Genomic DNA, 25,910 nt, shown 5'->3' with positions numbered 1-25,910 from the left:
CGTGAGCCATTCACGTGCGAGTCTTTTGGTTTACAAATCGTGGACGAGCAAGTAGGCGACACGGACTGGTCCGTGCACCCCGACAATCAAATTCATCTCGATATCGGCCGAGTTCGATGGGCCGGAGATGAAATTAACGCCGTTCGGCGAGTTGAGGTCACCGGTGCGGTCAAGTTCGGCTAATTTTTTAGCTGCCTGTGTCATCCGCGGCACGAGCACCGATTTCGGGATGATGGCGATATGGTCGCGGGGCAATAAGCTGATCGTGCGTGACTTCCCAGGAGCCGCGTATTGGACGATGGTCGCACTCTCAGCGAGCGCCTGATCGGCGATGGTGATGCCGATATCCGCCTTTACGGCGAGGGCACGGCTGTCTTCCGGCCGCTCCGCATCCCACCAGTCGAATGACTCACTCGTCTGTGGCGCCCACGCCTGAATGCGATCGTCATGTTCGGCGATGATGGTGCTCCCGTCATACCGTTCAATCAACAGCCGGAGCGTATCGTCGAGGTTGGCGGATTCGCATTCGATGACGTCGGTGTGGATGCGCGTCGCGACCATCCGGAACGTCTCGAGCAGCTCCTCATCAGAGGCGTCCTTCAACACCTCGTCTTGCGGTCGGTGCTTGTAAACGCGTTTCGGCGGCGTCAAGTCGACGTCACGTCCGAGCTGTCCCGCGATTCGTTTTAGAAAATCTTCGCGATTGGTGATCGTTCCTGGATTCATTTTGCATTCCCCCGTTTCTTGAACCAATCCCGTACCGTCTGCTTGGCGGGTTGTGGCAAGTTTTTCGAATCCGTCCACGCCGGCAACCCTTTGTCGATTTGTCCCGCTTTCGTGAACGGGGACGATGCGAACGGCGCGATGTGTTCGGCCGCTTCGAACAAGAACGGACTCGACGACGTGACCGCGAAGCCTTTCATGGCGATGCGCTCGACGAACGGTGACTGTTTTCTCTCTTCGACGATGACACGGCGATGTTCGATCAATAGCTCGTGGAGCGGAATCTTGACCGGGCAGGCTTCCGTACAGGCACCGCATAGACTCGAGGCGTACGGCAACTCTTTATAATTCTCGTAGCCGTCGAGGAGCGGGGCGAGCACAGCGCCGATCGGACCCGGATAAATCGAGCCGTAGGCATGACCGCCGATGTGGCGGTACACGGGACAGACGTTAATACAGGCCGCACAACGGATGCATTGGAGCACAGATTGGAACTGTGTGCCGAGGATGCCGGAACGTTTGTTGTCGACGATGACGAGATGGAACTCCTCGGGTCCATCGACTTCGCCGTGGCCGCGCGTGCCAGCGAACGTCGTGATGTACGAGGTGAGTCGTTGACCGACAGCGCTCCGGCACAACATATTGACGAGCACCTCGAACTCCTCGTATGACGGGACGATCCGTTCCATCCCCATGACGGAAATGACCGTGTCCGGAAGCGACGTCACCATGCGGCCGTTCCCTTCGTTCGTCACGAGCCCGACGGCACCGCTCTCGGCGATGGCGAAGTTACAGCCGGTGATGCCGACCTCCGCTTTCAAAAAGTCTTTCCGCAACTCACGGCGTGCATAGCGCCCGAGCTCGGTCGGGTCGTTCGATCCTTCGTAGCCGTGGGCTGTGAACGTCTCGTGGACGGCGTTCCGGTCTTTATGGAGGGCCGGGGCGACGATATGCGACGGCGGGTCATTATCGAGTTGAAGGATCCATTCCCCGAGGTCGGACTCGACGACCGTGCAACCTTCCTCATGGAGCGCCTCGTTCAAGCCAATCTCTTCTGTCACCATCGACTTTGATTTGACGACGTGTTTGGCATTCTTAGCGCGCACGACTTCCCGGATATAGCGGTTCGCTTCTTCCGGTGTCTCGGCGAAGAAGACGTTGCCACCTCGTTTCGAGATGTTCTCGCTCAATTGATATAAGTAATAGTCGAGATGTTCGAGCACGTGTTGGCGAATCTCTTCCGAATGGTCCCGGAACGCTTCCCAATCCCCGAGTTCACCTGCCGCGTTTAAACGACCGTCACGCAGACGGTTTTGCGCCGAACTGACAGCCTGACGCATGAACGGATTGTCGATTCCGTCTTTGCGTCGATCCTGAAACTTCTCATCTAACCGAATCCCCATACTCATGCTTGTCTCACCCCTTCGTTCAACACTTCCGCGATATGCATCACTTTGATTGGGTGCCCTTGTTTATGCAGACGCCCCCCGATATTCATCAGACACGACGCGTCAGCCCCAATCAACACCTCGGCCCCCGAGTTCAAGATCGACTCGACTTTCTCATCGACCATCTGCACCGACACATCTGGCATTTTGACGGAGAACGTTCCCCCGAAGCCGCAACAGTTATGGACGTTGTCGAGCGGGAGCATCGTCAAGCCGTCGACATTTTTGAGCAACTGGCCTGGAGCCGCCTCGATCCCAAGCAACCGTGTCATATGGCACGAAGCGTGATATGTCGCCTTGGCCGGAAACTTGGCCCCGACGTCCGTCACTTCAAGTACGTCGACGATGAACTGCGTCAACTCGAACGTCTTCGCCGCATGAGCCTCGGCCCGCGCCTTCCAAGCGGGATCATCTTTAAATAGATGTGGATAGTCGCGCATCATCATGACACACGAGCCGGACGGACCGACGATGTACTCGGCATCCGCCTTCTCGAACGTCTCAATCATATGCTTCGCAATCTTTTTCGTCTCTTCATGGTAGCCACTGTTGTAGGCGGGCTGCCCGCAACATGTTTGCTCAAACGGAAAACTGACGTCACAACCGAGATGTTCTAATAGTTCGACCGTCGCTTGTCCTACCGATGGGAATAACGTATCAGAGAGACAAGTGACGAACAGCGCCACGTTAGGCATGTCCATTCCTTCTTTCCTGTTCATTAGTCAAATTCGAAAACGGTTTCACAGTTATTATTCCATAACAAACAAGGTCAAAACAGAAAAATGGAACGATTCTCTCAAAAAATTGTCAAATCCTGTCTAATTGAGAACGGAATGATAATGAATCAATATTCAGAAGACAACTGCTATAAAACAGCATTACCCTGCTTGATAACAGAAAAACCCTCGTCGGTCGACGAGGGTTCGAATCTAACTTATAAGAAAAACATTTCCAGTATGAATAGCGCGCCGAACAAGTAGATGAGCGGGTGGACCGTCTCTTTGTTCATCGCTTTAAAAATCGGATACAGGATGAACCCAAAAGCGATTCCGCGTTCGATACTGCCTGAGAGCGGCATGATGAGAATCGTCATGAACGCCGGGAAGTATTCGCTGAAGTCGGTCCAGTCGATGTAACGGACGTTCGTCAACATGAGCGCGCCGACGATGATCAAGGCCGGTGCCGTGATGGCAGCAACGCCAGAGATGGCACCAATGAGCGGACTGAAGAACAACGTCAATCCGAACAAACCGGCAACGACCGCTGTCGTGAGACCGGTCCGTCCACCTTGAGCGACACCGGCAGCTGATTCAATGTAAGCCGTCGACGGGCTCGTTCCTACGAGCGAACCACCCATCGTCGCGAGTGAATCGGCGAACAATGCGCGGTGCCCGTTCTCGATCGTCCCATCTTCTTTCAACAGGTTGGCCTGTTTTCCGACTCCGACGAGCGTCCCCGTCGTATCGAACAACGTGACGAGGAAGAACGACAAGACGGCACCGAACAAACCGTATTGGATGACGTCCGAGAACGCCGTGAGCGGATTGACCATGAGTCCTTCCGGCAACGTCGGCATCGCCGTCACGCCTTCAATCTTCAATAGACCCATGAAATAGGCCGCGATGCCCGTGAGTACCATCCCGATGAGGAGTGAGCCCGGGACGTTCCGTGAGAACAAGAGGGCCGAGACGATCAACCCACCGAGGACGAGCAGGACGCTTGGCGACGATAAGTCCCCAAGACGAACGAGATTCGCCTCATCGGCGACGATGAGACCTGATAACTTCAACCCGAGCGAGGCGATGAACAAGCCGATGCCGGTCGTGATTGCGTGCTTGAGTGACGCCGGGATCGCTTGAATCAGTTTCGTCCGAATCGGTGACAACGACAAAATCAAGAAGAAGACCGACGACACGAAGACGACGCCGAGCGCTGCGGACGGCGTGATCTGTTGCTGGGCGACGAGCGTATACGCGAAGAACGCGTTCAGTCCCATCCCTGGGGCGACGGCAATCGGAAGGTTGGCGTAGAACGCCATGAGCCCGGTACCGATCAAGATGGCGATGATGGTCGCCGTGAACGCCTGGGCGAACGGGATGCCGGCATCTGACAGAATTGCCGGGTTGACGACAGAGATGTACGCCATCGTCACGAACGTTGTGATACCCGCCATCACTTCTTGTTTAACGTTCGTTCCATGTTGTTTTAATTGAAAAAAGTTCATGAATAAAACTCCCTAATCTATTTAATTTCCGAACATTATTATTCGTTAATCGTTGAATAAACGTTATCAACCTGATGACTATACAAAATGAAGCGGCTATCGTCAATGATTTCGAACGAAAAAACCTGAAATTTTATTATTTGACTATTGAATGTTCGGAATTAGACGAAATGAAAATAGTACTTGCTCTGAAACGCGTTTCAGACTGTACGGTTAAGTCAAAGGAGGGATTGCTCATGAATCCGACAACGTGGAAAACATGGTGCGGTGGGGTCGTCTACGAACTCGTCATCAATCAGTTGTATACGCCGCTCGGAAGAATGTTGTGCGCCCGTTTCCAAGACGAGTTTCTTCATTTACCAATCGAAGAACGGTTTCGTCTCGTCCAAGCCATCCGGAAACAAGTGATTGCGAAAGGTGACAGTCAGGAGGCAGAGTGGGTACACTATATGCAAAGACTGACAGATTGAGGTGAAACGAGATGGCGAACATTCGAGATATCGCAAAATACGCAGACGTATCCGTGACGACGGTGTCGCGCGTGCTCAATGAGCACCCGTACGTGTCGAAAGAGAAGCGGGAACGGGTGCGACAGGCGATGGCCGAACTCGGCTATTTACGGAATCAGCAGGCGCTGACGTTATCGACCGGTCGCACGCAGCGTTTCGTCGTCGTGTTGCCGTATTTGGATCATCCGTATTATGGACTGTTCGTCAACGGGCTCGCGAAAGCTGCCCTCCAAAGAGATTACCGACTCGTCATGTGGCAGACCGAGTATCAACTCGACCAAGAACGGCAAGCGCTTGATTTATTGAAGCACCGTGAAGTCGATGGGGCGATTCTGTTATCCCATACGATGTCATTCGATGAAATGGAAATGTATCGGCAGTTCGGCCCAATCGCGGTCGCGACCGTCGGGGCACCAGAGACGATTTCTTCGGTTCACGTCGATCACTATGCCGCCTTCGTCGCCGGTTTAAATGTGCTGGCGCAAGCTGGATATATTGAAATCGGCATCGTGTTGTCACGACAAGACAGTCCAAGCTCCATCGCGCGTCAGCAAGCGTACTTCGATGAAGTCGAACTTGCGCGTGAGCGATGGGTCTGGACCGGCTACTTGACGAGCGAGGACGGAATCCGGCTTGCCGATGAATTTCTGCGTCAACAAGAGCGTCCTCGAGCGCTCTTTTTCTCGTCAGATTATGTGGCGCTTGGTTTTTTAGGAGAGTTGCGCCGTCGCTGTGTCCGCATCCCGGATGAAGTCGCCATCCTCGGCTTCGATGGCCATCCGATCGGTCAGGCGTTCGGGTTATCAACGATGTATTCGCCAAACGAGGACATCGGCCGGACGTTGTTCGATGTGACGTTCGAAGAGATGAACGGGGCCACTTCTATCACGAACAGTTTGACGGTCACCTACTTACCAGGTACGACGCTCTAGGCAACTTCCTCGCTCGGTTTTTCTGAAACGATTAGAATGAAGACAGAAGTCGAGAGGAGGATGACAGATGAAGATTAACGTGACAGATGAAGCACTCCAGTTTTTCAAAGATGAGATGGAGGTCGAGGCAGGCCAGACGGTGCGCCTATTCGCCAAATATGGGGGTTCGACCGATTTGACGCACGGTTTCTCGGTGGGCGTCATCACAGAAGACATCGACAACGCGGCCGTTGAAACGGAAGCGGACGGCATTCGCTTCGTCGTGGCTGAACAGGACGAGTGGTTATTCCAAGGACAAGACGTCAACGTCGAAATCCGCGGTGACGAGGTCGTCTTCGTTCAAGCCGACTGATATGACAGTTTGTTTACGGATGAGAGACATCTGTTTGGCTAGAGCGCGCTCAGGGAACAGTCTACGACAAGACTCAGTACCGAAAGGATGAGACAGATGTCAGAACAAGATAAAAAACGTGAACAAGAAGAACAAGAGAAGTTAAAACGAGACCAACCGGATATTTCGCATGAAGAAGATTCAAAAGGCGATCATTCGGACCTCGAAGAGACGGACGAAGACGAACAAGCATAAAGAGCCCTTGCTGGCTCTTTTTTGTTTGGGAATTGAAAGAATGAGTAGAGACGGTATAATGGATAAGGGAAAACTATCATAGTGAGGAGAATGTATCATGAGTACAGTACTAGTCTTCGGACATAAAAATCCAGACACGGATACGATTTGTTCGGCGCTCGCTTACGCGGAGCTGAAGAAAAAGTTAGGGATGGACGCTGAAGCGGTTCGACTCGGCGAAGTGAACGGAGAGACGCAATATGCGCTCGACCACTTCCGTGTCAAAGCACCGCGCCTCGTAGAACGCGTGTCAGACGAAGTAGAATCTGTCATCTTGGTCGACCATAACGAGTTCCAACAAAGCGCGGAAGACATCGCAGACGTGCGTATCCTCGAAGTCGTCGACCACCACCGGATCGCCAACTTCCAAACAGCGGATGCGCTCTATTACCGTGCGGAGCCGGTCGGTTGTACGGCAACGATCTTGCTCAAACTCTATAAAGAGCACGGTGTCGAAATCGCGCCTGACATGGCAGGATTGATGCTATCGGCCATTATCTCGGACTCGCTCTTGTTCAAGTCACCGACGTGCACGGACGAGGACATCAAGGCGGCAAAAGAACTCGCAGCCATCTCGGGCACAGACATCGAGACATACGGTCTTGAGATGTTGAAAGCGGGAGCGGATCTTAGCCAAAAAACAATCCCAGAACTCATCTCGCTCGACGCGAAAGAGTTTGCGATGGGCGACTACCGCATTGAGATTGCTCAAGTGAACACGGTCGACGCAAACGATGTGTTGAGTCGTAAAGACGCTGTTGAATCGGCGATGGCAATCAAGATGTTAGATAAAGAGCTCGACTTGTTCGTCTTCGCCATCACGAACATCTTGACGAACGACTCGGAGGTTCTCGTTGTCGGTAAGAAGACGGACCTATTCGAGCAGGCGTTCAACGTCAAATTGGTCGATGGTCTGGCGACACTTCCTGGTGTCGTTTCACGCAAAAAGCAAATCGTACCGGTGCTCACAGCAGCGGCGACGAACTAAGAAACGAGAAAGGCCCGAAGCAGACGCTTCGAGCCTTTTTTTGTGGTTAAGATGCTTGTTTTTGTCGTCCATACGTTCCGATGCGCCATAATTTCTCGAACGGACCGTATCGATGCGATTTCAGCCACCACATCGAGAAGAACGCTTGGGCGATCAAAATCGCGATACTCAAGAACAATCCTTCCGTCAACGACAGGCGACCGTAGTAGCCGAGGGCGATGACCGGGATGACGACGACGAGCGTGTGCGTCAAATAGTTCGTCAGTGCCATACGGCCGAGCGCCTGCAACGGACGGAATGCGCGCCCGTTACGGACGGCAATCGTAAAGAGACAGACGTACGTCGTCGCGAGCAGTTTGCCGGAGACGAGGACGGCCGCAGAGTTCGTCGCCGAGTACTCGGCACCGCCACCGTAGTGATGCCAAATAATGACTGCGAAGAACGGCAGGGCCGCTACCGTACAGATGATGGCCGTCCGCGTCAATCCTCGGATACTCCACGTGAGGAGTTTCCGTTCACGTCCGATATAAAGTCCGAACAAAAACAGGCTGAAGATTTCAAAACCGGCGAACAACGAGTTTTGGAACATGTCAAAAATCTCATTATCCAAGCGATAGTCGAACCAGGGTCCGAATCCGAAATTGAATGCGGTCGGGAATGGTCCTGCAATAGACGTATAACCTAACGCCCATTCCAGATAGATTGATGAGCCATAAAACAATACATAGCTTGTGATCAACAAACCCCATGCCCACGTTAAAATCGCCCGGTTGCTTAATCCATAAAACAACGGGAGCAACAAGCCCCACATCGCATACGTATGTAAGATGTCACCCGACCAAATGGCCAGGTGAGCGAGTCCGAATAGAAACAAAATGGCGATGCGGCGGATATAACGGCCGACCGAATCCCCGCGCGCGTACGAGCGCTCGAGGAAAATCGAGAAGCCGATTCCGAACAAGAGCGAGAAGATCGTGTAAAACTTCGTCTGGACGAACAAATCGAACAGCGTCCTGACGAAGAGGTCGCTTCCTTCATATATCGGATTACCGAAAATCCAGTCGCTCCCGAGCATGCTTGGGATGTTGACGAGGAAGATGCCGCACAGGGCAAACCCTCGAATGATGTCATATAGAACAATGCGTTCATTTAATTGAATCGGGCCAGCCATACGCCACTTCCTCTACACGGATTAGAATACTTTTGTCGTCCACGATTCACAGTTCCAGACGTCGGTGACGATGTCTTGATAGAACTCCGGTTCGTGACTGATGAGTAGGATACTGCCTTTATATTCTTTCAATGCGCGCTTCAACTCTTCCTTCGCGTCGACGTCCAAGTGGTTCGTCGGCTCATCGAGGAGGAGCAAGTTCGATTCGTTGTTTTGGAGCTTACAGAGACGGACCTTCGCTTTCTCTCCACCACTGAGGACCGCGATTTTACTCTCGATATGCTTCGTCATGAGACCGCATTTCGCGAGCATGGCCCGGACTTGTTGCTGGTTGAGTGATGGGAACTCGCTCCAAATCTCTTCGATACACGTGTTGTTGCTGACGGCCGCTTCTTGTTCGAAGTACCCGATCTCCAAGAACTCACCGCGTTCGACGGTTCCTTCAAGCGGGTTGATCATGCCGAGAAGACTCTTCAACAGCGTCGTTTTCCCGATCCCGTTCGCACCGACGAGGGCGATCTTCTGACCGCGCTCCATTTGGAGGTCGAGCGGGCGTGAAAGCGGCTCATCGTAACCGATGACGAGATTTTTGGCGTCAAAGATGAGACGACCTGACGTGCGTGCCTGCAAGAACCGGAACTCTGGTTTCGGACGTTCCGCACTCAATTCGATGACGTCCATCTTATCGAGTTTCTTCTGGCGTGACATCGCCATGTTCCGCGTCGAGACACGGGCCTTGTTGCGGGCAACGAAGTCTTTCAGGTCGGCGATTTCAGCTTGTTGGCGTTTATAAGCCGATTCGAGCTGCGAGCGTTTCATCTCGTACACTTCCATGAATTTGTCGTAGTCCCCGACATAGCGTGACAAGTCTTGGTTCTCCATATGGTAGACCAAGTTGATGACGCTGTTTAAGAACGGGATATCGTGCGAGATCAAGATGAAGGCGTTGTCGTAGTTTTGGAGATAACGCTTCAACCACTCGATATGGGCTTCGTCCAAATAGTTGGTCGGCTCATCGAGGAGAAGGATGTCCGGCTTCTCGAGAAGCAATTTCGCGAGCAATACTTTCGTCCGCTGACCACCCGAGAGGTCCGTGACGTCACGGTCGAGTCCGACGTCTAAAATACCGAGACCGCGTGCGACTTCTTCGACTTTCGCGTCGATGATATAGAAGTCGTTCGAATCGAGCATCTCCTGAAGTTCGCCGACTTCGGCGAGCATGTCGTCCATCTGTTCAGGCGTCGCATCGCCCATCTCCATATAAAGCTCACCGATTCGTGTTTCGGTGTCAATCAAGTATTGGAACGCGCTCTTTAATACGTCCCGAATCGTCATCCCGCGCTCGAGGACGGCGTGCTGGTCGAGGTAACCGACACGGACGTTTTTCGCCCACTCGATTTTGCCTTCGTCCGGCTGGAGCTTACGCGTGATGATGTTCATAAACGTTGATTTTCCTTCACCGTTGGCTCCGATGAGACCGATGTGTTCGCCTTTCAATAGACGGAAAGACACATCATTCAAAATGGCGCGGTCACCGAAACCGTGGCTTAAGTTTTGTACTGTTAATATACTCATAATTCTTATTCGTTCCCTTCAAAGTTGACTATCCGATATTGTAGCATGGAATCCAAAAAATTAGTACGCCAGTCCGATCGATTGGCGGATGAAGAGTTGGTCTTCGACGGCGTTCAGCATGAACTGGGCAACATCGGCCCGTGAAATCTGTTTTCCGTTGTCTGGAATGCTGTCGAGGGACGTGCGATACACGGAAGTCCGGGGACCGTCCGTCAATTGCATCGGCCGCACGATCGTATAATCGAACGACGAGTTGCGCCACAGATCGACCGCGGCCCGGTGGTCACGGAGTGGCTTCCGAAGCATGAACGTCACGACCGTACCAGCAAGGCCCGGAATTTCTTTATCAATCCCAGCCGAGGCGAGATAGACGACGCGGGTGATGCCGTTCGCTTTCAGTGCCGGGACGAGCGCATCGGTGACACGGGCCAAGAAGTCCGAGTCGCTCAAGTCAGTCCCGAGACAGCTGATGACGGCATCATGACCAGCTACAGCGTCTGTCAAAGAGGCACTGTCCGTGACATCGCCTTCGATGATTTCAAGTTGCGGCGTCGGAATCAATTTTTTCTGTTCCCGCACGAAAGCGGTCACGTGGTGGCCATGCTCGATGGCCTGGTCGATAAACTGATGACCGGTCCGACCGGTGGCACCTAAAACGAATAGCTTCATAATGGACGTGGCTCCTCTCGATTTTCCAGTATCTTTAGTATACAGCAGTTTCAGAAAAATCGAACTTTTAGCCGTCTTTTCGGAAACGGGTTGCATTTTACGAAATATCGTCTAGAATAAGTCCTATCTTATATAAATAAAAGATTCGCACTCGTATATCAGCGGGAATATGGCCCGCAAGTCTCTACCGAACCACCGTAAATGGTTCGACTACGGGTGACGCTTGTCGTGTGCATTCGTTTTGTTTCCATGCGGTTCGTCGTCCCCGGGTTGGGGTGACGAATCGCATTTTTTTGTTGGAGGGAAAACAATGAAGCAGCTAGAAGACAAAATCAGAAATGAAGGACAAGCGTTGTCCGAACACGTATTGAAAGTCGATGCCTTCTTGAACCATCAAGTCGATCCTGTCTTGATGCAGGCGATTGGTCGTGAGTTCGCGGACCGGTTCCGTGACGCCAGAATCGACCGCATCGTCACATTGGAGTCGAGTGGGATCGCTCCGGCGATGATGACGGCACTTGAGATGGACATTCCGTTCGTCTTCGCCCGCAAACGCAAATCACTCACGCTTCAAGACGATCTCGTCGAAGCCGACGTCTATTCGTTCACGAAACAAGAAACGAATCGCATCAGTTTGAGCCGTCGCTTCGTCCAACCTGGGGAGCGCGTGCTCGTCATCGACGATTTTCTCGCCAACGGCGAAGCAGCACTCGGTTTGACACAACTCGTCGAGTCGGCTGGTGCGGTCGTCGCCGGTGTCGGCATCGTCATCGAGAAGTCGTTCCAACCAGGACGGGACAAGCTGCTCGAGCGAGGCTATCAAGTCGAGTCACTCGCCCGGATCGCCAAACTTGAAGCGGGTGAGATTTCCTTCGTGGAGGTGGTCCGATGAATACGTTCAAGACAGCCAGCCTCGGATTCCAACATTTACTCGCCATGTACACGGGCGCGGCCATCGTCCCGCTCATCGTCGGCGGAGCCATCGGGCTCGGTCCGACAGAACTCGCTTACCTCGTTGCGATTGATTTGTTCATGTGCGGCGTCGCGACACTGTTGCAAGTATGGACGACTCGTTTCACCGGTGTTGGTCTGCCAGTCGTACTCGGTTGTACGTTCACCGCGGTCGGTCCGATGATTGCCATCGGTAGTTCGAGCGGCATCACCGCTATTTACGGGGCACTCATCGCGAGCGGAATCATTGTCATCTTCATTTCAGGCTTTGTCGGGAAACTGGCCCGTTTCTTCCCGCCGGTCGTGCTAGGCTCGGTCGTGACGATTATCGGTCTCTCGCTCATCCCAGTCGCTGTCAATGACATCGGTGGCGGGATGCCGGGTGAGCCCGGCTTCGCTTCGATGCAAAACTTAGCGCTCGGTGGCTTGACTATCGGTTTGATTCTCATCTTGAACCGAATCGGTACCGTGTTCACGCGTGCGGCAGCTGTCTTGTTTGCCGTCTTGATCGGCACAGGTGTCGCCGCGTTCTTAGGTCTCGTCGACTTCAGCCCGGTGCGTGAGGCGGGCTGGTTCCAAATGGTGCAACCGTTCTATTTCGGGATGCCGACGTTTGACGTCTCGGCCATCCTCGTCATGACGCTCGTGGCCATCATCTCGATGATTGAATCGACGGGTGTCTTCTTGGCATTGAGCGATATTACGAAAAAACCGATTGGCTCGAACGAGTTGACGAAAGGGTATCGGGCCGAAGGTGTGGCGACGATTCTCGGTGGGATTTTCAACAGCTTCCCATACACGACGTTCAGTCAAAACGTCGGACTCGTCCAATTGTCAGGCGTCAAATCGCGTCGCGTCATCTTCTGGACGAGTGGACTATTGATTTTACTCGGCTTCTTGCCGAAAGTCGCGACGTTCACGACATTGATCCCGAAACCGGTACTCGGTGGGGCGATGCTCGTCATGTTCGGTACGGTCGCCGCGTCAGGGATTCGGATTTTGAGCCAAGTCGATTTCGCGAAAAATGAGAACTTGATTACAATCGCCTTGTCAATCGGTGTCGGGCTCGGCATCACGGCCAACCCGGCCATCGTCGCAAATATGCCGGAAGCGGTGCAGTTGTTCACGGACAGTGCCATCGTCGCTGGCTCATTCACAGCCCTGTTCTTGAACGGTTTCTTCCGTCTCGTCGACCGGTTCCGTCCGGCCGAGGTCGTTGCCGATAACCGGCAAGTCAGCTAGACTGAAAGGAACTACGTAACTAGGGGGAACAAGCATGGGGAAAACTGCATTAGTCGTTGGCGCCACCGGATTGATTGGACGCGAACTCGTCGAACAGTTACTCGAACAGGAACGGTATGATCAAGTCTGGATTGTCGTCCGTCGCTCGAAACGATGGAGTCACCCGAAACTGCATGAAGTCGTCGGGTTCGAAGGGATGGACGAGGCGTTGCCGCACATTGATGACGTCTACTGTGCACTCGGGACGACGATTGCCGTCGCCGGCTCACGTCAGGCGTTCAAACACGTCGACCTCGAGTTGCCGCTCGAAGTGGCGCGCGTCGCGAAGCAGCACGGTGCGACACGTTATGCCGTCGTCTCGGCACAAGGCGCGTCACTTCGGTCACCTTTCTTCTACAACCGGGTGAAAGGAGAGCTCGAGAACGGGCTCAAAGTGTTCGGCTTCGAACACTTGATTATCGCCCGTCCGTCGCTCCTGCTCGGAGATCGGGAAGAGTTCCGTCTCGGCGAGAAAGCGGCCGAAGTCGTCAGCCGTCCGCTCCAACCGTTGTTACTCGATAAACTACCAGATGCCGCACCGATTCAAGCGCTCCACGTGGCGCGTGCCTTGATCATGGCCGCGGAAGAAGGACAAGGCATCGAAGTATTGACGTCTGGCATGATGCAGAGGATGAGCCAATGAAGCGACTAACGAAAAAGCGGACGCAAGCCGTGTTGATGGATAGCGTCATCGCTGGATTGGTCAGTTACGGTGTCGAACAGATTGTACGTAAGAAAGTGAAGAGCGAGTTCGTCCATACCGTCATCACGCCGATGCTCGTCGCCTATGCGCTCGAGGCATGTCAGATGCGTCGCGGCGGACAGACGCTCGGCTATAAGCTGATGGGTCTCGAGTTGACGAACGACGACGGGACACCAGTCACGGCCGAGCAAGCGTTCAAACGGGCACTGCACCGCGATACGCGCTCGATTGTCGCCTACGTCAAGGACCGTGCGCATTTCGAGGCCGAAGCCGGTGCCGTCTTGCCGCACGATGCAGCGTTCCATATGCACGTAATCGAAAAAAACTGACCTCGCGAGGTCAGTTTTTTTAGTCTTTGATGCGGCTGAGAATGGCCGTCGTCAAGGCGACGATCGTTCCGAGGACGAGTCCGTTCGAGAATACGGTCGCCAAGAGCGGTGGCAAATCGTTCATTGCCCCAGGTGGGAGCAACATCGCGCCGGCTCCGATCACGAGCGGGAGACCGACAGTGAGTGACGCCGTCTTTTGGTTCAATTCGAACGCCGCCTCGTTGATTCCGATGATGATCATCGTCGCGATGAGCGGGGTGACGATGGCGTATCCGACGGCGGCCGGGATGCTCGCGATGAGCGAGACGAACGGACCGATAAGGGCGAGCACCATCATCACAGCGTGGGCCACGAGATGTGGTGAGCGATGGACGCTCTCCGTCGAGGATAAGAAACCAGCCGTTCCAGAGATGGCGACCGGTCCCGGTGTCCCGAACATGCCCGCGACCATTTGACTGATGCCGCTGACGACACCGGACGCCGGGACGTTGCCTTCGATTTGACGCTTCTCGCGCGAGCTGACGATGCGTTCAATCAACTTGATATTGGCGAGGACGTTCGTCATGAGCAGGAGCGTGATGACGAAAGCCGTCGGGAGCAAGTTCCAATCCCACACCCACGTTCCGAACGGGAATAGTTCAGGTACGAGGAAGAATGACTCGGAACGGACGATCGGGTTGCCGAGTCCGAGCAGGTTGAACAACCAAAATCCGGCGATGAGCGTCATGACGAGTCCGTACTGTTTGAACCGGCTCCGCTCGAGCGTGAGCGCGAACAAAACGAGACCGGCCGTCGCGACGGCCTGAACGACGTTAATGCCGTCCTCGGTCACGCCGAAGCCACCTTTAATGACGGCGCCCGACAGTTGCAAGACGAGCAGAATCATATAGACGCCGAGTACTTGTGGGGTGAACAACGACAGCATCCGTCGCAACAGGCCGGTGACGGTCATGACCACACCGAGCACACCACTCAAGAACAACATGAAACCGAGCGCTTGGAGTGTCTCTTGTCCGCTACCGTAAAGCGCCGGACCGATGGAGGCATAGAGTGTGAACACGCCCCACCATATCCCGGCCGGTCCTTCTAAAATCGGTAGACGGTGGCCGAGCAGTGTTTGGATGATGCTGAAGAGGGCGAAGATGAACAGCGAGCGCGAGATGAACGTCATCGTCTCGGCTGGTGACAGTTCAAATAAGGCAGCGATCGAGAGCGGTGGTACAATGTTTGTAGCTAAAATAAAAATAAACCACTGAATCGTCGTGGTTACAGAACTTTTCGTCATGGTGTCCCCCTGATATTTCCCTTTTTTACTACTAGTGTACCGTGATGGGGAAGTGGATGCAAATGGAGGTCTTATAATGAAGAAAAAATTGAAGTGGATTGGCCTTGGCCTAGTAGGAATCATCTTGGTCGCCATCATCGGATTCCTTGTGTGGACACAACTGACATACGGACCGACGGATGAGGCGCTCAGCTACGCGGCGGAGGCGACGGAAGTGGACAATCGTCTCGAGTTCGGGCAGACGGACAGCGAGGTTGGGTTCATCCTGTATCCGGGAGCGAAAGTCGAGAAAGAGGCATACGCCTATTATGGCACCAGACTGGCAGAAGAAGGTGTCTTCGTCGCCATCCCATCGTTGCGCTTAAATCTTGGGATAGCAGATATCGATGCAGCAGAAGAGATCATCGCCGCCCATCCAGACATCGAACGTTGGGTCGTCGGGGGGCATTCACTCGGTGGCTCGGCTGCGTCCGGTTACGCGCTTGAGCATGAGGAGCAAGTCGACGGGGTCATCTTCCTCGCATCGTATCCAATCAGTACGATGGCGGACAGCGATTTACGTGTCTTGTCCGTCTCCGGGGAAATCGACGGTCTCGCCACACCGGCTGATATCGAGGCGAGTCGTGACAACGTGCAGGATGACGCCGTCTTCCATCAAATCAAAGACGGCAACCACGCTAACTTCGGGATGTACGGACCACAGGACGGGGACAACGACAGCCCGCTCAGCGCCAAACAACAACTCGACGAGACGATCGATCAAATCTTGGATTGGTTATAAAAACAGCGTGCCCACATCAAGGGGCACGCTGTTTTAACGTTGGTCGAGCTGATGACTGACCGCGGTCAGCAAAGCTGTCACGAGCGCGACGGCACCACCGACGAGGGCGAGCGTCATGACGGGTGCGTTGGCATAGACAAGACCACCAAGCGCCGAGCCCATTCCGATCCCGACGTTGCTTGCGACCGGCATGAGCGATGAGGCCAGGCCTTTGGCGTCAGGATTGAACTTCTCGGCCAAATCGATCAAATAGATTTGCGTCGACGTCGTCAGTAGAATCGCCATGAACGACATGAGCGCGATATTGATCAGACCGAGCGTCACGCTCGATGTCGTCACATACAAGGCCGCTAAGATGAGCGCTTGGATGAGAAAGACGAACCGTAGCCGTCCGATTGGATTATGGCTCGCGATCTTTCCAGCCGCCAGATTGCTGAAGATGGAGATGAACCCGTAAGCGAACAAGATCGGGCTGACCCAAGCGACAGGTACGCCGAGGACATCTTTTAAGATTGGGACGAGATATGTATAGACGACGTACGTTGCACCGAAGCCGAACGCGGGGATGAAGAACGCGATTAAAATCCGCGGGTTCGTCAAGAGGCGCAATTGATCGGCAATCGACGTTTTGACGCTCGTTAAATGGCTCGGCACGACACGGTAGACGGCGAGAAATGCGACGACGCCTAAAGCGGTCGTCAACAGGAATGTCGTTTCCCATCCGGCCCGTTGCCCGATGAACGTACCGAGCGGGACGCCAAATACGTTCGCCATCGTGAAACCGCCGAAGATGAAGGAGACAGCGATGCCGCGCTTCCCGGTTGGTACCGATTCACTGGCGACGAGCATGGCGAGTGAGATGAGTACGCCGGTCACGACGGCGGTCATCATCCGGAGCACGAGCAATATCCCGTACGTCGGAGCGAGGCTGCTGAATAAGTTGAAGACGATGAACCCAGCTGTGAGCGTGAGCATCAATTTTCGTTTCGGCAAATGGCTCGTGAACGACATCGTGAGCGGGGTCCCAATGGCAAAGGTGATGGCGAACGCCGAGACGAGCGTTCCGGCCGTGGCAATCGAAATCGATAGGCCATCGGCGATATCGGGTAAAATCCCGACGATGACAAACTCACTCGTTCCGAGCACGAACGTGAGCAAGGCGAGCGATAAGATCAGCGTCCAGTCGGTCCGACTGAGCGATGGGGTGGTCGTCAAAATAAATCACTACTTTCAGAAATATAGTCATTAGACATCAGTCGTTTCCAACCATACCGAATTTTCGCCAAAAGCAAAACCCTTTTCTCTCACATTGTGAAAGAAAAGGGTTAAATTAACGCCAGAATGCAGTCGCTTCGACACCGGCATGATCCGAGACGATCGGACCGTTCTCGCCGTCAAAGACGACGGCATGGCGCGAGACGTGAATCGGGGCGTTCGTCAACATCAAGTCGATGCGAAGCGCCTGCTTGTTCTCGTCCCAGCCGGCAATCTTGCCTTGGACGGTCGCATCGCCTTCACGCTCGGTCGCCAAGTGGAACAAGTCTTGGAGACCGTGCTCGATCAAGTAATCATACCCTTCGCCACGAATGAACGCATCGTTATTGAAGTCGCCGAGCAGTAAGGCGCGATCGTCATCTTCGACGCGACGAAGTAGTTCATCGAGCTGATGGCGTACCGGTTCATCGGCATCATGCCACCAACCAAGGTGACAGGAGTAAATCGCCATCGGTGCGTCCATACCGTCTACGACCGCCTTGACGATTTTCCGAGATTTGTAATCGTTCGGGTCGGTCGTCTGGGAGACGAAGAACGATTCGGTCGACACGAACGGAGTGCGCGATAAAATCGCGACGCCTTCTTCGTAGATATCATAGCCATAATGAGCAAAGTCCCACGTCATGTAGTAATCGACGCCTTGCTCTTTCAAACGCTCGACGAGCACGTAGGCGAAGTTGTTCTCTCGAATCAAGCCGTCGATGTGTGGGGCCTCTTTATGTTGATTCACTTCTTGGAGTGCGATGATGTCGTATTCCTCGCTCGCGATCCGTTCGACGATCGAGTCGATTTTCTCTTGTTGACGGTCTTCTAACCAGGCGTGACAGTTCAGCGTTAAAATATTCACGATAGTCCTCCTTTAGAAAAAACAGGCCAACTCGTACGAGCTGGCCTGTTGATTATGCACCGATGACGTCTTGAATATCAGACTTCAATACGTCGGCTTTCGGGCCGTAGATTGCCTGGACACCACGGTCTTTCAAGATGAGACCCATGGCGCCGTTCTTTTTCCACTCGCTCTCTTCTGAGACGAGCGACATGTCTTTGACTGTGACACGGAGACGCGTCATGCAGGCATCGACGTCCTCGATGTTCTCTTCCCCACCGAGTAGCGCGATAATCCCCATGACCTGCTCGTTGCCTGTCACGTTCGATTTCTCTGTCACTTCTTCCATATAGTTCCCGTTACGGCCAGGCGTCGGGAGGTTCATCTTCTTGATGAAGAAGTTGAACACACCGAAGTTCAAGAAGAAGAAGGCAGCCGAAACGAGGAAGAAGTTAATCAAGTCTTGCAACAGTCCCGCTTTGACGATCATCGGGATGCGTGTGAGTAATTCAATCGCACCGAACGCGTGGACACGAAGGTCGATGACATCCGCTAAAGCGAAGGCGGCACCGGCCATGAGCGCGTAGACGACGTAAAGGACTGGAGCGACGAACATGAACATGAATTCGATTGGTTCTGTGACACCCGTCAAGAAGACGGCGAGACCAGCCGACAAGAACATCGGCTTGTATTGTGCTTTCTTGTCTTCGTCGACGTTGCGGTACATCGCGTAAGCGGCACCGATCAAGGCAGCGAATGACAAGATGACTTGACCGACTTTGAAACGGGCCGGTACGACGTCAGCGAGCAACGCGTTGTAAGCAGCCGTATCACCCGCAGCGCGCAGGTTAACGAGGTCAGTGACCCAAGCCAACCAGAGCGGATCTTGACCCGCAACGACCGAACCGGCTGTCGCCCCTGTCAAAATCGTGTACGTGCCACCGAGTTCCGTGTAGTTCATTGGTACCGTCAACATGTGGTGAAGTCCGAACGGCAAGAGGAGACGCTCGAGTGCACCGTAGATGAACGGCGCGAGAACCGGCGCCGTGTTGCGCGACGTCGCGATCCATTCACCGAAGCTGTTGAGCGCGCCTTGAATCGTCGGCCAAATGATGGACAACGCGATGGCGGCAACGACCGAACCGAGGATGACGACGAATGGCACGAAGCGCTTCCCGTTGAAGAACGAGAGGGCATTCGGTAATTTGTTGAAGTTGTAGAACTTGTTATAGAGGGCACCACCGAGGAAACCGGCGATAATCCCGACGAACACGCCCATGTTGAGGGCAGGTGAACCAAGTACAGATGTGAAGTAGTCAGCGACGACAAGGTCAGCTCCGAAGAGTGACTGGACTGTCGCTTCCGGGTCTTGGAGCATCGTTCCGTTGACGGCGAAGATGGCGCCTGTGACACGGTTGATCAAGATGAAGGCGATCAGCGCAGCGAAGGCACCGCCGGCTTTATCTTTCGCCCATGAGCCACCGATGGCGACTGCGAACAAGATATGTAAGTTGACGATGATTCCCCAACCGAGGTCTTCAATGATGCGGGCCGTCGTGAGCAAGATGCTGACGTCTCCGGCTGACATGCCAATCAATTTACCAATCGAAATCATGAGACCTGCGGCTGGCATGACGGCGATGACGACCATTAAGGCCTTACCGAGTTTCTGCCAAAAGTCGAACGAGATGAGTTGTTTCATGTGATACGCTTCCTTCCTATACGGAACTTTTTATCTGTCTATGGCGACTGTCAATGCAATCGCTTGCATAGATGATTGTAATCGATTGCATAAATTTGTGCAACCGTTTTCCTAATTTTCATAGATTTTCATACCGAGAGGATATTCGAGTCGTTTCTCGCCCAACTTGTCAGTCGGAACGAATCTCGCTACAATACTAGAGGTTGAAAGGGGCGAGAACGATGGGATGGAGACAGACGACATCGGCATTATCAAAAGAAGAGCAGGCGGCACTACTCGATGAATTGTTGCAGTCGGGCCTGTTATTAGAAGAGGACCGACTGCTGTACAGCATGTTGATGCCTGACCGCGTCAAGCGCATGCAGGAAGTGCTGGATTTACGAACGAACCATATCACGATTTTGACGGAAGGGGTCGATGACCCGCACAACCAGTCGGCCGTGCTCCGTTCGGCGGACGCGTTCGGTGTCCAGACGTTGCACGTCGTCGAGGGACGGGCCAAGTTCAAGCCAAACTCGATTATCGCCAAAAGCGCCGATCGTTGGGTCGACGTGGTCGAACACCCTTCCATCGAGGACGCGATCGATCGGTTGAAGGCGGACGGTTACCAAGTGCTTGCGACGGCACTTAGTGAGAAGGCGGTCCCGCTTGAGAATCTCGACGTGTCGAAACCGACTGTACTCTTGTTCGGGAATGAACATCACGGCGTATCGGAACGGGCGCTCGCCAAGGCGGACGGCAATTACTTGATCCCGATGCAAGGATACGTCCAAAGCTTGAACATCTCGGTCGCTGCCGCCATCTCGTTGTACGATGTGACGACGCGGGCGCGCCACGTCGTGACGGACGGCTATGGACTGAAGGTGGAAGAGAAGCAGCGCATCTTAAAAAATTGGATGGTGAAGAGCCTTCCGAAGCGGTCGCTCGGCGTGTATAAGCAAAAAGGTTTGACCGCTTTTGCGCGCGAGACAGGAAAAACGGAGTAAACGGCGAAAGGTACAGGCGTACGAACAACTTGTCCATATACTGAAAGGGGATGGAAAGATGAGTACGACCAGTTCATTTATCGTGAAAGATGTGACGACGAATTTCAAAGACTATGAAGAGGAATTCTTTAATCTGTACCGGACGCTTTACGGGGACATCGATCAACTGCGTTTTAAAGAACGGCTGTATCGTCATGCGAACCCGCTCGTGTTGCTCGCGTTTTCAGACGAGCGTCTCGTCGGTTTTAAAATCGGTTATGAGGCCGAGCCGTATCGCTTCTATAGCTGGGCCGGCGGTGTCCACCCTGAGTTTCAAAAGCATGGCATCGGCCGCAAGCTGATGGACACGCAACTCGAATGGGTGAAGGCGCAAGGGTTCCACTCGATTCGAACGAAGGCACGCAATACGAACAAAGGGGTCATCATCTTGAACCTGTTGTGCGGATACGACATCATGGGGGCGTATACAGAGGATAACGAGCCTCGTATCATGATGGAGAAACAATTGAACTGACCGAAAAGCCGTGGCGAATGCCACGGTTTTTTTATTGGCATGAAACCAAATGGGGCTACATTCGTATGATAGAAAAAAGGGGGAGACATTATGGTCCATGCGTTTGCATTTGGAGAAGAAGTATACATCGATTCGGGAGGAATGGGGGATTCATTTTTTAGTGGCGTGCCCATCATTTTTCCGATTTTCTTTTTCTTGATTATCGGTATTATCGTATTCGCTGTTATCGGGGGGGTCGGTAAGCAAGTAAAGACGAACAGCCTGTTGAAAGATATGCAACAGTTCGCGTCAGACTTGGCCGACCATCCGAGTGACGAGTCGGCGAACCGTCTCGCTGACTACTTGCGAGACGTGACGTCGTTCCCGGTCGAGCGGACACAGATGGAGCCGTTCCGGGTCGCGCTTGGCAGTTACCATTTGGTCATGGAGTCGCCGCACGTGCACGACGAGACGAAAGAGCGGGTCGACCGCCAATATAAACGGCTCGGCATCTTGGACGGGGAGAAGTTCGCCGATGAGCCGGTCCCGCGACGCCGTTCGAGCTCACATCATCACGACCACCATAATCATCACATGTAAAAACGCGCCGGGAAAAATCCCAGCGCGTTTTCGTTACATATAACGACTTGCGTCAAACTCGATCTCGGTTCGATGATTGGCGGAGTCGATGGCACTTCTGATGCGGGTAGCTCGTTTCTCGACGTCGCGGGCTTTCAAGCGATACAGTTCCGGGTCATAGAGCGCATGCTTGATGATGGTCGTCGCTTCACCGTAACCGGTTTGAAATTCACGTTTCGGGCGTTCGGCCAAATCTTGATACATCCGGGCTTGAGCCCGTAATTGAACGGCGAACTCCATCGCTTCGACGAGTGGGAGCGGTCCGTCATTCGTCTCGATGATGGTATGCAGGTTCGCCTCACAGACGAGGCGGTCGAGGCGACGTAAATCGGTCCGAATCGCCTCGAGCTCAACTTCGATGTCTTCGAGTGAGCGGGATTGAATCGTCGGGAGTGGTTCGTCTTTCTCGAGTTCGATGAACGCGACACGTTCGATTTCTTCAACAAGTTTATCAATCTGCTTGATGAGCAGGCTCTTCAGTTTAATGGCATCTGCCAAGTACATAGGGATTCCTCCTTCTGCTTTTTCTAACCGTACCATAATGTGATTCCTAAAAAAAGGAAGGCGTTACTTTTCCAAGAGGAGGCGATATGATGAAAGAAAGAGAGGTGGTCGACCGATGAACAAGTGGAAAACGCAGTGGATTATTGCCATCGTCTTGCTCGTCTTCGGTATCGCGACGTTCCTTTATCAGTGGATTGATTTGCGACCGGGTGAGATTCGCGATTATATCGTTCAATTCGGTTGGCTCGCCCCGCTCGTCTACATTTTACTGTTCACCGTTCGTCCGTTGATCTTATTCCCGACGTCGGTCTTGTCCGTCGCCGGTGGGTTGGCGTTCGGGACGTTGCCTGGTGTCGTCTATACGGTCATCGGGGCCACACTCAGCGCGCTCGTCGCTTATTATATTGCGATTCGTTTCGGCGACCGTTTTCTCCACCATTTCGAGACGAGTAGCTATGAGAAGGTGCAACATAAGATTGAAGAGGACGGGTTCTTCTACGTCTTGATTTTGCGCTTGATCCCGCTCGTCAACTTTGACTTGGTCAGCTATGCCTCAGGTTTGGCGAAAGTGAAACTCCCGGGTTATGTCTTTGCGACCATGGTCGGGATGATTCCAGGAGCGTTCGCCAACAACTTCCTCGGCAGTAGCCTCGCGAGCGGAGACGTTAAGCTAATCATCCTCGCCCTCGTCGTCTTTGTCGTCCTGACGCTCGTGGCGACCGTGTTCCGCGAACCGATTAAACGACAAATTAATCGCTACAAAAAGAAGTAGGCGTTCCTAGGAAGGGACGCCTACTTTTTGGTTAACGGTTGTCGACCGTCTCCGGATACAAGTCGTGATTGAACAAGCGATGCTCCGCCATTCTTTCGTATTTCGTGCCCGGCTTGCCGTAGTTGTAATATGGATCGATCGAGATGCCGCCGCGTGGCGTGAACTTGCCCCACACTTCGAGATAGCGTGGCTCCATCAATTTGACGAGGTCTTTCCCGATGACGTTGATGCAGTTCTCATGGAAGTCCCCATGGTTACGGAAGCTGAACAAGTACAGCTTGAGTGATTTCGACTCGACGAGTTTCTCGTCTGGGATGTATGAGATGTAAATCGTCGCGAAGTCCGGTTGGTTCGTGATCGGGCAGAGTGACGTGAACTCCGGTGCGTTGAACTTCACGAAGTAGTCGTTCTCCGGGTGACGGTTCGGGAATGCTTCGAGGACGTCCGGTGCGTATTCAAAAATGTATGGGACGCTCTTCTGTCCGAGGAGCGACAAGTCTTGTAAGTCTTCTGGTCTCATAGATATTCTCCTTAGACGCCACGTTCGTTGGCGTATAGTAATGTGTGCAGTTGCGGCAGGACACGGACGCTTTGCCATGACGGGTCACGGGCGACGTCCTCCCACAATTCTTTTAAGCGACGGAGCTGGGCGTCGGTGATGTCACCGTCCGCACCGGGCTCAGGATTGCCGGCCGATAAGTACATGACGTCCGGCGTGTAACGTGCCTGGACTGATTTCGCATAGGCGAGGTCAATCTCGTCAAAGACGGCGACTTTGAACGTTGTTTGTTCGGGGCGCAGCCGTTCGACGATGACATCGAGTTTCTCCCAGTCGGTCGCCATGCCGGAAGACGGTGGTTTCGGACTGAGCGTCACGTCGTCGATATCAGCGAGCCAGTCCTGATAGCGACTGCCTTGCGTCTCGACGGCGAGTTTGACGTCGCGCGCCTTCAATTTCGTCACCAAGTCTTTCATCGCGGCAATGAGGAGCGGGTTGCCTCCCGAGATGGTCACGTAGTCGTAACTACCTAGGGCGTCGAGCCGTTCGATGATCTCATCGGCCGTGAGCATATCTGGTTTCTCCGAGCCGTCCCACGTGAAGGCGGAGTCGCACCATGAACAGCGATAATCGCAACCGGCGGTCCGGACGAACATCGTCTTTTGCCCGATGGCACGACCTTCACCTTGAAACGTCGGGCCGAACACTTCGAGAACAGGGATTTTCATCAGTCCACCAACCATTCGCGTCGGAACTCGGCGTACGATGTCGGCGTCTCGTACAATTTGACGAACTCGACACGGACGTCACGCTCGTCAGGTAAGTGTTTGGCGAGCTGCTCGAAAATCCAGTAGCACATATTTTCAGCGGTTGTATTCATATAAGGTAACGACTCATTCAAATAACGATGGTCGAGGTATGGTTCGAGTTCTTCTTTAAAGATGGCTTTTAAATCGCCAAAGTCGAGCGTCATGCCACGGTTATCGAGAAAACCGCTGATGCCCATTTGCAATTTATACGTATGTCCGTGCAGCGCGCGGCATTTACCGTCGTAATCGAACAAATGATGCGCGGCATCGAATGTCACTTCTTTGACGATTTGGACGCGGTGCGGACAGTAGATGAGCGAGCCGTCTTGTTTGGCTTCGACACTCGTCGGGGCGAGGAATGGAGCGTTCTTCATACGCGCACCTCCTCATAAGCGGCGAGGCCGTTTTGACGGAGCACGCACGCCGGACATTCGCCACAACCTGATCCGAGGATACCGTTATAGCACGTGAGCGTCCGTTCTTTGATGAAGTCGAACGCACCGAGTCGGTCCGCGAGTTCCCACGTCTGTTTTTTGTCGAGCCACATGAGTGGTGTATCGATGACGAACGGATAGTCCATCGCCAAGTTGAGCGTCACGTTCAGTGATTTGACGAATTGGTCCCGGCAATCCGGATAACCAGAAAAATCGGTCTCACATACGCCCGTGACGATGTGATGCATACCGAGCTGTTTGGCCATGACGGCCGCAAAGGATAAGAATAAGTGATTGCGTCCATCGACGAACGTGTTTGGGACGTCCGCATTGTCGATGTCGAGATCGTGTCTCGTCAGCGCATTGGAGGTGAGTTGTCCGAGTAAGGACAAGTCGAGGATGTGGTGCGGGACATCGAGTTCGGCCGCAATTTCTTTCGCGACCTCGATTTCCGCGTCGTGGCGCTGCCCGTAGGCGAACGTCACCGCTTCCACATGAGAGAATTGTTGTTTTGCCCAGAACAGGCAAGTGGTAGAATCTTGACCGCCACTAAAGACGACCAATGCTTTTTCGTGTTGCAACGTGCACACTTCCTTTTTCGCTAGTTTTGATGTCGGAGGAGGTTACGAACTCCGGAGGTCACCCTCGAGCGTTTACTTTACCATAAAAAGACGTTTGACAGGGAAAAGAGAAGCAGGTATAGTAAAGAACATCACTGAAACACTTTCGCGCATAAAAGCGTTTAAGCGGTTAGGTAGAAAATAATGGAACTGAAAG

General features: G+C 53.4%; 30 protein-coding genes and 1 riboswitch. Of the genes, 14 read left to right on the top strand and 16 right to left on the bottom strand.

The window, feature by feature from the left end; all coding sequences use genetic code 11:
* Positions 1-30 precede the first annotated feature (30 nt).
* From EVJ34_RS11420 to EVJ34_RS11405, 4 genes are all read right to left on the bottom strand, one after another.
* The gene (locus tag EVJ34_RS11420; protein ID WP_131485698.1) at positions 31-726 is read right to left on the bottom strand and encodes a LutC/YkgG family protein; all 696 of its coding nucleotides are present in this window, start codon (positions 724-726) and stop codon (positions 31-33) included.
* Complete coding sequence (locus EVJ34_RS11415; protein WP_483297330.1) at positions 723-2,126, bottom strand: LutB/LldF family L-lactate oxidation iron-sulfur protein; 1,404 nt, start codon at positions 2,124-2,126, stop codon at positions 723-725. Before EVJ34_RS11415 ends, EVJ34_RS11420 begins: the two co-directional genes overlap by 4 nt.
* 2 nt (positions 2,127-2,128) lie before the next feature.
* The gene (locus EVJ34_RS11410) at positions 2,129-2,866 is read right to left on the bottom strand and encodes a (Fe-S)-binding protein (RefSeq protein ID WP_131434836.1); all 738 of its coding nucleotides are present in this window, start codon (positions 2,864-2,866) and stop codon (positions 2,129-2,131) included.
* Between the two features lie 239 nt (positions 2,867-3,105).
* Positions 3,106-4,395, bottom strand: coding sequence for an NCS2 family permease (locus tag EVJ34_RS11405; RefSeq protein WP_131434651.1), 1,290 nt, complete (start codon positions 4,393-4,395; stop codon positions 3,106-3,108).
* Between the two features lie 236 nt (positions 4,396-4,631).
* Here EVJ34_RS11405 and EVJ34_RS11400 point away from each other — a divergent pair, with 236 nt between their 5' ends.
* The 5 genes from EVJ34_RS11400 (at position 4,632) to EVJ34_RS11385 (ending at position 7,449) form a co-directional block, all read left to right on the top strand.
* Positions 4,632-4,865 carry a hypothetical protein gene (locus EVJ34_RS11400; RefSeq protein WP_131485696.1) on the top strand — a complete coding sequence of 78 codons (234 nt, stop codon included), beginning with the start codon at positions 4,632-4,634 and terminating at the stop codon, positions 4,863-4,865.
* 11 nt (positions 4,866-4,876) lie between these two features.
* Positions 4,877-5,836 (top strand): LacI family DNA-binding transcriptional regulator, encoded by a 960-nt coding sequence (locus tag EVJ34_RS11395; protein ID WP_131485695.1) that lies wholly within the window; start codon positions 4,877-4,879, stop codon positions 5,834-5,836.
* A gap of 67 nt (positions 5,837-5,903) precedes the next feature.
* On the top strand, positions 5,904-6,188 hold the full coding sequence (locus EVJ34_RS11390; protein WP_131434656.1) for a HesB/YadR/YfhF family protein: 285 nt from the start codon (positions 5,904-5,906) through the stop codon (positions 6,186-6,188).
* A gap of 96 nt (positions 6,189-6,284) precedes the next feature.
* The gene (locus EVJ34_RS15830) at positions 6,285-6,422 is read left to right on the top strand and encodes a hypothetical protein (protein WP_021068076.1); all 138 of its coding nucleotides are present in this window, start codon (positions 6,285-6,287) and stop codon (positions 6,420-6,422) included.
* Between the two features lie 97 nt (positions 6,423-6,519).
* The gene (locus EVJ34_RS11385) at positions 6,520-7,449 is read left to right on the top strand and encodes a manganese-dependent inorganic pyrophosphatase (RefSeq protein ID WP_131434658.1); all 930 of its coding nucleotides are present in this window, start codon (positions 6,520-6,522) and stop codon (positions 7,447-7,449) included.
* A 46-nt stretch (positions 7,450-7,495) separates the two neighbouring features.
* Here EVJ34_RS11385 and EVJ34_RS11380 read toward each other — a convergent pair whose 3' ends face one another.
* Genes EVJ34_RS11380 through EVJ34_RS11370 form a run of 3 tightly spaced genes read right to left on the bottom strand, consistent with a single transcriptional unit; the run spans position 7,496 to position 10,864 of the window.
* Positions 7,496-8,620 carry a DUF418 domain-containing protein gene (locus EVJ34_RS11380; protein WP_131485694.1) on the bottom strand — a complete coding sequence of 375 codons (1,125 nt, stop codon included), beginning with the start codon at positions 8,618-8,620 and terminating at the stop codon, positions 7,496-7,498.
* A 21-nt stretch (positions 8,621-8,641) separates the two neighbouring features.
* Positions 8,642-10,195, bottom strand: a complete 1,554-nt coding sequence (locus EVJ34_RS11375; RefSeq protein ID WP_021068083.1) for an ABC-F family ATP-binding cassette domain-containing protein — start codon at positions 10,193-10,195, stop codon at positions 8,642-8,644.
* A gap of 60 nt (positions 10,196-10,255) precedes the next feature.
* On the bottom strand, positions 10,256-10,864 hold the full coding sequence (locus EVJ34_RS11370) for an NAD(P)-dependent oxidoreductase (RefSeq protein ID WP_131485693.1): 609 nt from the start codon (positions 10,862-10,864) through the stop codon (positions 10,256-10,258).
* 131 nt (positions 10,865-10,995) lie between these two features.
* Positions 10,996-11,097: riboswitch (purine riboswitch) on the top strand.
* Positions 11,098-11,174: 77 nt separating this feature from the next.
* Here EVJ34_RS11370 and EVJ34_RS11365 point away from each other — a divergent pair.
* Genes EVJ34_RS11365 through EVJ34_RS11350 form a run of 4 tightly spaced genes read left to right on the top strand, consistent with a single transcriptional unit; the run spans position 11,175 to position 14,128 of the window.
* Positions 11,175-11,756 (top strand): xanthine phosphoribosyltransferase, encoded by a 582-nt coding sequence (locus EVJ34_RS11365; RefSeq protein ID WP_131485692.1) that lies wholly within the window; start codon positions 11,175-11,177, stop codon positions 11,754-11,756.
* Positions 11,753-13,057, top strand: coding sequence for a nucleobase:cation symporter-2 family protein (locus EVJ34_RS11360; RefSeq protein WP_131485691.1), 1,305 nt, complete (start codon positions 11,753-11,755; stop codon positions 13,055-13,057). The genes EVJ34_RS11365 and EVJ34_RS11360 overlap by 4 nt, the downstream gene beginning before the upstream one ends.
* A 34-nt stretch (positions 13,058-13,091) precedes the next feature.
* Positions 13,092-13,739 (top strand): NAD(P)H-binding protein, encoded by a 648-nt coding sequence (locus tag EVJ34_RS11355; protein WP_131485690.1) that lies wholly within the window; start codon positions 13,092-13,094, stop codon positions 13,737-13,739.
* Positions 13,736-14,128, top strand: coding sequence for an RDD family protein (locus EVJ34_RS11350; RefSeq protein ID WP_131485689.1), 393 nt, complete (start codon positions 13,736-13,738; stop codon positions 14,126-14,128). Before EVJ34_RS11355 ends, EVJ34_RS11350 begins: the two co-directional genes overlap by 4 nt.
* A gap of 19 nt (positions 14,129-14,147) precedes the next feature.
* On the opposite strand, the gene EVJ34_RS11345 is transcribed toward EVJ34_RS11350, so the two are convergent.
* A complete protein-coding gene (locus EVJ34_RS11345) occupies positions 14,148-15,413 on the bottom strand; it encodes a purine/pyrimidine permease (RefSeq protein WP_131434671.1) in 1,266 nt (421 codons plus the stop codon).
* A 76-nt stretch (positions 15,414-15,489) separates the two neighbouring features.
* Here EVJ34_RS11345 and EVJ34_RS11340 point away from each other — a divergent pair, with 76 nt between their 5' ends.
* A complete protein-coding gene (locus tag EVJ34_RS11340; RefSeq protein ID WP_131485688.1) occupies positions 15,490-16,194 on the top strand; it encodes an alpha/beta hydrolase in 705 nt (234 codons plus the stop codon).
* 33 nt (positions 16,195-16,227) lie between these two features.
* On the opposite strand, the gene EVJ34_RS11335 is transcribed toward EVJ34_RS11340, so the two are convergent.
* From EVJ34_RS11335 to EVJ34_RS11325, 3 genes are all read right to left on the bottom strand, one after another.
* On the bottom strand, positions 16,228-17,412 hold the full coding sequence (locus EVJ34_RS11335; RefSeq protein ID WP_131485687.1) for an MFS transporter: 1,185 nt from the start codon (positions 17,410-17,412) through the stop codon (positions 16,228-16,230).
* A gap of 112 nt (positions 17,413-17,524) precedes the next feature.
* Positions 17,525-18,316 (bottom strand): endonuclease/exonuclease/phosphatase family protein, encoded by a 792-nt coding sequence (locus EVJ34_RS11330; protein ID WP_131485686.1) that lies wholly within the window; start codon positions 18,314-18,316, stop codon positions 17,525-17,527.
* A 52-nt stretch (positions 18,317-18,368) separates the two neighbouring features.
* Entirely contained in the window at positions 18,369-19,997 is a 1,629-nt protein-coding gene (locus EVJ34_RS11325; RefSeq protein WP_058765444.1) for a PTS transporter subunit IIBC, read from the bottom strand.
* 221 nt (positions 19,998-20,218) lie between these two features.
* Between EVJ34_RS11325 and EVJ34_RS11320 the strand changes: the two genes are divergently transcribed.
* The 3 genes from EVJ34_RS11320 to EVJ34_RS11310 all read left to right on the top strand — a co-directional run bounded on the left by EVJ34_RS11320 (position 20,219) and on the right by EVJ34_RS11310 (position 22,076).
* Positions 20,219-20,983, top strand: a complete 765-nt coding sequence (locus EVJ34_RS11320) for a TrmH family RNA methyltransferase (RefSeq protein WP_131485685.1) — start codon at positions 20,219-20,221, stop codon at positions 20,981-20,983.
* 58 nt (positions 20,984-21,041) lie between these two features.
* Positions 21,042-21,497, top strand: a complete 456-nt coding sequence (locus EVJ34_RS11315; RefSeq protein WP_021068095.1) for a GNAT family N-acetyltransferase — start codon at positions 21,042-21,044, stop codon at positions 21,495-21,497.
* A 90-nt stretch (positions 21,498-21,587) separates the two neighbouring features.
* A complete protein-coding gene (locus EVJ34_RS11310; protein WP_131485684.1) occupies positions 21,588-22,076 on the top strand; it encodes a hypothetical protein in 489 nt (162 codons plus the stop codon).
* 33 nt (positions 22,077-22,109) lie between these two features.
* Here EVJ34_RS11310 and EVJ34_RS11305 read toward each other — a convergent pair whose 3' ends face one another.
* Positions 22,110-22,619, bottom strand: a complete 510-nt coding sequence (locus EVJ34_RS11305; protein WP_131485683.1) for a hypothetical protein — start codon at positions 22,617-22,619, stop codon at positions 22,110-22,112.
* Positions 22,620-22,734: 115 nt separating this feature from the next.
* Here EVJ34_RS11305 and EVJ34_RS11300 point away from each other — a divergent pair, with 115 nt between their 5' ends.
* Positions 22,735-23,391 (top strand): TVP38/TMEM64 family protein, encoded by a 657-nt coding sequence (locus EVJ34_RS11300; RefSeq protein ID WP_131485682.1) that lies wholly within the window; start codon positions 22,735-22,737, stop codon positions 23,389-23,391.
* 31 nt (positions 23,392-23,422) lie between these two features.
* On the opposite strand, the gene queF is transcribed toward EVJ34_RS11300, so the two are convergent.
* Genes queF through queC form a run of 4 tightly spaced genes read right to left on the bottom strand, consistent with a single transcriptional unit; the run spans position 23,423 to position 25,714 of the window.
* Positions 23,423-23,911, bottom strand: a complete 489-nt coding sequence (queF, locus tag EVJ34_RS11295; RefSeq protein ID WP_021068099.1) for a preQ(1) synthase — start codon at positions 23,909-23,911, stop codon at positions 23,423-23,425.
* Between the two features lie 11 nt (positions 23,912-23,922).
* On the bottom strand, positions 23,923-24,618 hold the full coding sequence (gene queE, locus EVJ34_RS11290; RefSeq protein ID WP_236636699.1) for a 7-carboxy-7-deazaguanine synthase QueE: 696 nt from the start codon (positions 24,616-24,618) through the stop codon (positions 23,923-23,925).
* On the bottom strand, positions 24,618-25,073 hold the full coding sequence (gene queD, locus EVJ34_RS11285) for a 6-carboxytetrahydropterin synthase QueD (protein ID WP_021068101.1): 456 nt from the start codon (positions 25,071-25,073) through the stop codon (positions 24,618-24,620). Before queD ends, queE begins: the two co-directional genes overlap by 1 nt.
* Positions 25,070-25,714 (bottom strand): 7-cyano-7-deazaguanine synthase QueC, encoded by a 645-nt coding sequence (gene queC, locus EVJ34_RS11280; RefSeq protein WP_131485680.1) that lies wholly within the window; start codon positions 25,712-25,714, stop codon positions 25,070-25,072. Before queC ends, queD begins: the two co-directional genes overlap by 4 nt.
* Positions 25,715-25,910 lie beyond the last annotated feature (196 nt).

Source organism: Exiguobacterium sp. SL-9, from assembly GCF_004336985.1.
GTDB lineage: Bacteria > Bacillota > Bacilli > Exiguobacteriales > Exiguobacteriaceae > Exiguobacterium.
The sequence above is the reverse complement of the archived record's forward strand: the minus strand, read 5'-3'. Positions and strand labels throughout refer to the sequence as shown.

What these genes read in the sequence shown, in the direction of transcription:
- EVJ34_RS11325 (WP_058765444.1), bottom strand. Translation starts at nt 19,997, where the DNA reads ATGAAACAACTCATCTCGTTCGACTTTTGGCAGAAACTCGGTAAGGCC.
- EVJ34_RS11340 (WP_131485688.1), top strand. Translation starts at nt 15,490, where the DNA reads ATGAAGAAAAAATTGAAGTGGATTGGCCTTGGCCTAGTAGGAATCATC.
- EVJ34_RS11315 (WP_021068095.1), top strand. Translation starts at nt 21,042, where the DNA reads ATGAGTACGACCAGTTCATTTATCGTGAAAGATGTGACGACGAATTTC.
- EVJ34_RS11310 (WP_131485684.1), top strand. Translation starts at nt 21,588, where the DNA reads ATGGTCCATGCGTTTGCATTTGGAGAAGAAGTATACATCGATTCGGGA.
- queD (WP_021068101.1), bottom strand. Translation starts at nt 25,073, where the DNA reads ATGAAGAACGCTCCATTCCTCGCCCCGACGAGTGTCGAAGCCAAACAA.
- EVJ34_RS11400 (WP_131485696.1), top strand. Translation starts at nt 4,632, where the DNA reads ATGAATCCGACAACGTGGAAAACATGGTGCGGTGGGGTCGTCTACGAA.
- EVJ34_RS11320 (WP_131485685.1), top strand. Translation starts at nt 20,219, where the DNA reads ATGGGATGGAGACAGACGACATCGGCATTATCAAAAGAAGAGCAGGCG.
- EVJ34_RS11420 (WP_131485698.1), bottom strand. Translation starts at nt 726, where the DNA reads ATGAATCCAGGAACGATCACCAATCGCGAAGATTTTCTAAAACGAATC.
- EVJ34_RS11410 (WP_131434836.1), bottom strand. Translation starts at nt 2,866, where the DNA reads ATGCCTAACGTGGCGCTGTTCGTCACTTGTCTCTCTGATACGTTATTC.
- EVJ34_RS11305 (WP_131485683.1), bottom strand. Translation starts at nt 22,619, where the DNA reads ATGTACTTGGCAGATGCCATTAAACTGAAGAGCCTGCTCATCAAGCAG.
- queE (WP_236636699.1), bottom strand. Translation starts at nt 24,618, where the DNA reads ATGAAAATCCCTGTTCTCGAAGTGTTCGGCCCGACGTTTCAAGGTGAA.
- EVJ34_RS11350 (WP_131485689.1), top strand. Translation starts at nt 13,736, where the DNA reads ATGAAGCGACTAACGAAAAAGCGGACGCAAGCCGTGTTGATGGATAGC.
- EVJ34_RS11385 (WP_131434658.1), top strand. Translation starts at nt 6,520, where the DNA reads ATGAGTACAGTACTAGTCTTCGGACATAAAAATCCAGACACGGATACG.
- EVJ34_RS11300 (WP_131485682.1), top strand. Translation starts at nt 22,735, where the DNA reads ATGAACAAGTGGAAAACGCAGTGGATTATTGCCATCGTCTTGCTCGTC.
- EVJ34_RS11365 (WP_131485692.1), top strand. Translation starts at nt 11,175, where the DNA reads ATGAAGCAGCTAGAAGACAAAATCAGAAATGAAGGACAAGCGTTGTCC.
- queF (WP_021068099.1), bottom strand. Translation starts at nt 23,911, where the DNA reads ATGAGACCAGAAGACTTACAAGACTTGTCGCTCCTCGGACAGAAGAGC.
- EVJ34_RS11370 (WP_131485693.1), bottom strand. Translation starts at nt 10,864, where the DNA reads ATGAAGCTATTCGTTTTAGGTGCCACCGGTCGGACCGGTCATCAGTTT.
- EVJ34_RS11405 (WP_131434651.1), bottom strand. Translation starts at nt 4,395, where the DNA reads ATGAACTTTTTTCAATTAAAACAACATGGAACGAACGTTAAACAAGAA.
- EVJ34_RS11375 (WP_021068083.1), bottom strand. Translation starts at nt 10,195, where the DNA reads ATGAGTATATTAACAGTACAAAACTTAAGCCACGGTTTCGGTGACCGC.
- EVJ34_RS15830 (WP_021068076.1), top strand. Translation starts at nt 6,285, where the DNA reads ATGTCAGAACAAGATAAAAAACGTGAACAAGAAGAACAAGAGAAGTTA.
- EVJ34_RS11345 (WP_131434671.1), bottom strand. Translation starts at nt 15,413, where the DNA reads ATGACGAAAAGTTCTGTAACCACGACGATTCAGTGGTTTATTTTTATT.
- EVJ34_RS11415 (WP_483297330.1), bottom strand. Translation starts at nt 2,126, where the DNA reads ATGGGGATTCGGTTAGATGAGAAGTTTCAGGATCGACGCAAAGACGGA.
- EVJ34_RS11395 (WP_131485695.1), top strand. Translation starts at nt 4,877, where the DNA reads ATGGCGAACATTCGAGATATCGCAAAATACGCAGACGTATCCGTGACG.
- EVJ34_RS11380 (WP_131485694.1), bottom strand. Translation starts at nt 8,620, where the DNA reads ATGGCTGGCCCGATTCAATTAAATGAACGCATTGTTCTATATGACATC.
- EVJ34_RS11355 (WP_131485690.1), top strand. Translation starts at nt 13,092, where the DNA reads ATGGGGAAAACTGCATTAGTCGTTGGCGCCACCGGATTGATTGGACGC.
- EVJ34_RS11390 (WP_131434656.1), top strand. Translation starts at nt 5,904, where the DNA reads ATGAAGATTAACGTGACAGATGAAGCACTCCAGTTTTTCAAAGATGAG.
- EVJ34_RS11360 (WP_131485691.1), top strand. Translation starts at nt 11,753, where the DNA reads ATGAATACGTTCAAGACAGCCAGCCTCGGATTCCAACATTTACTCGCC.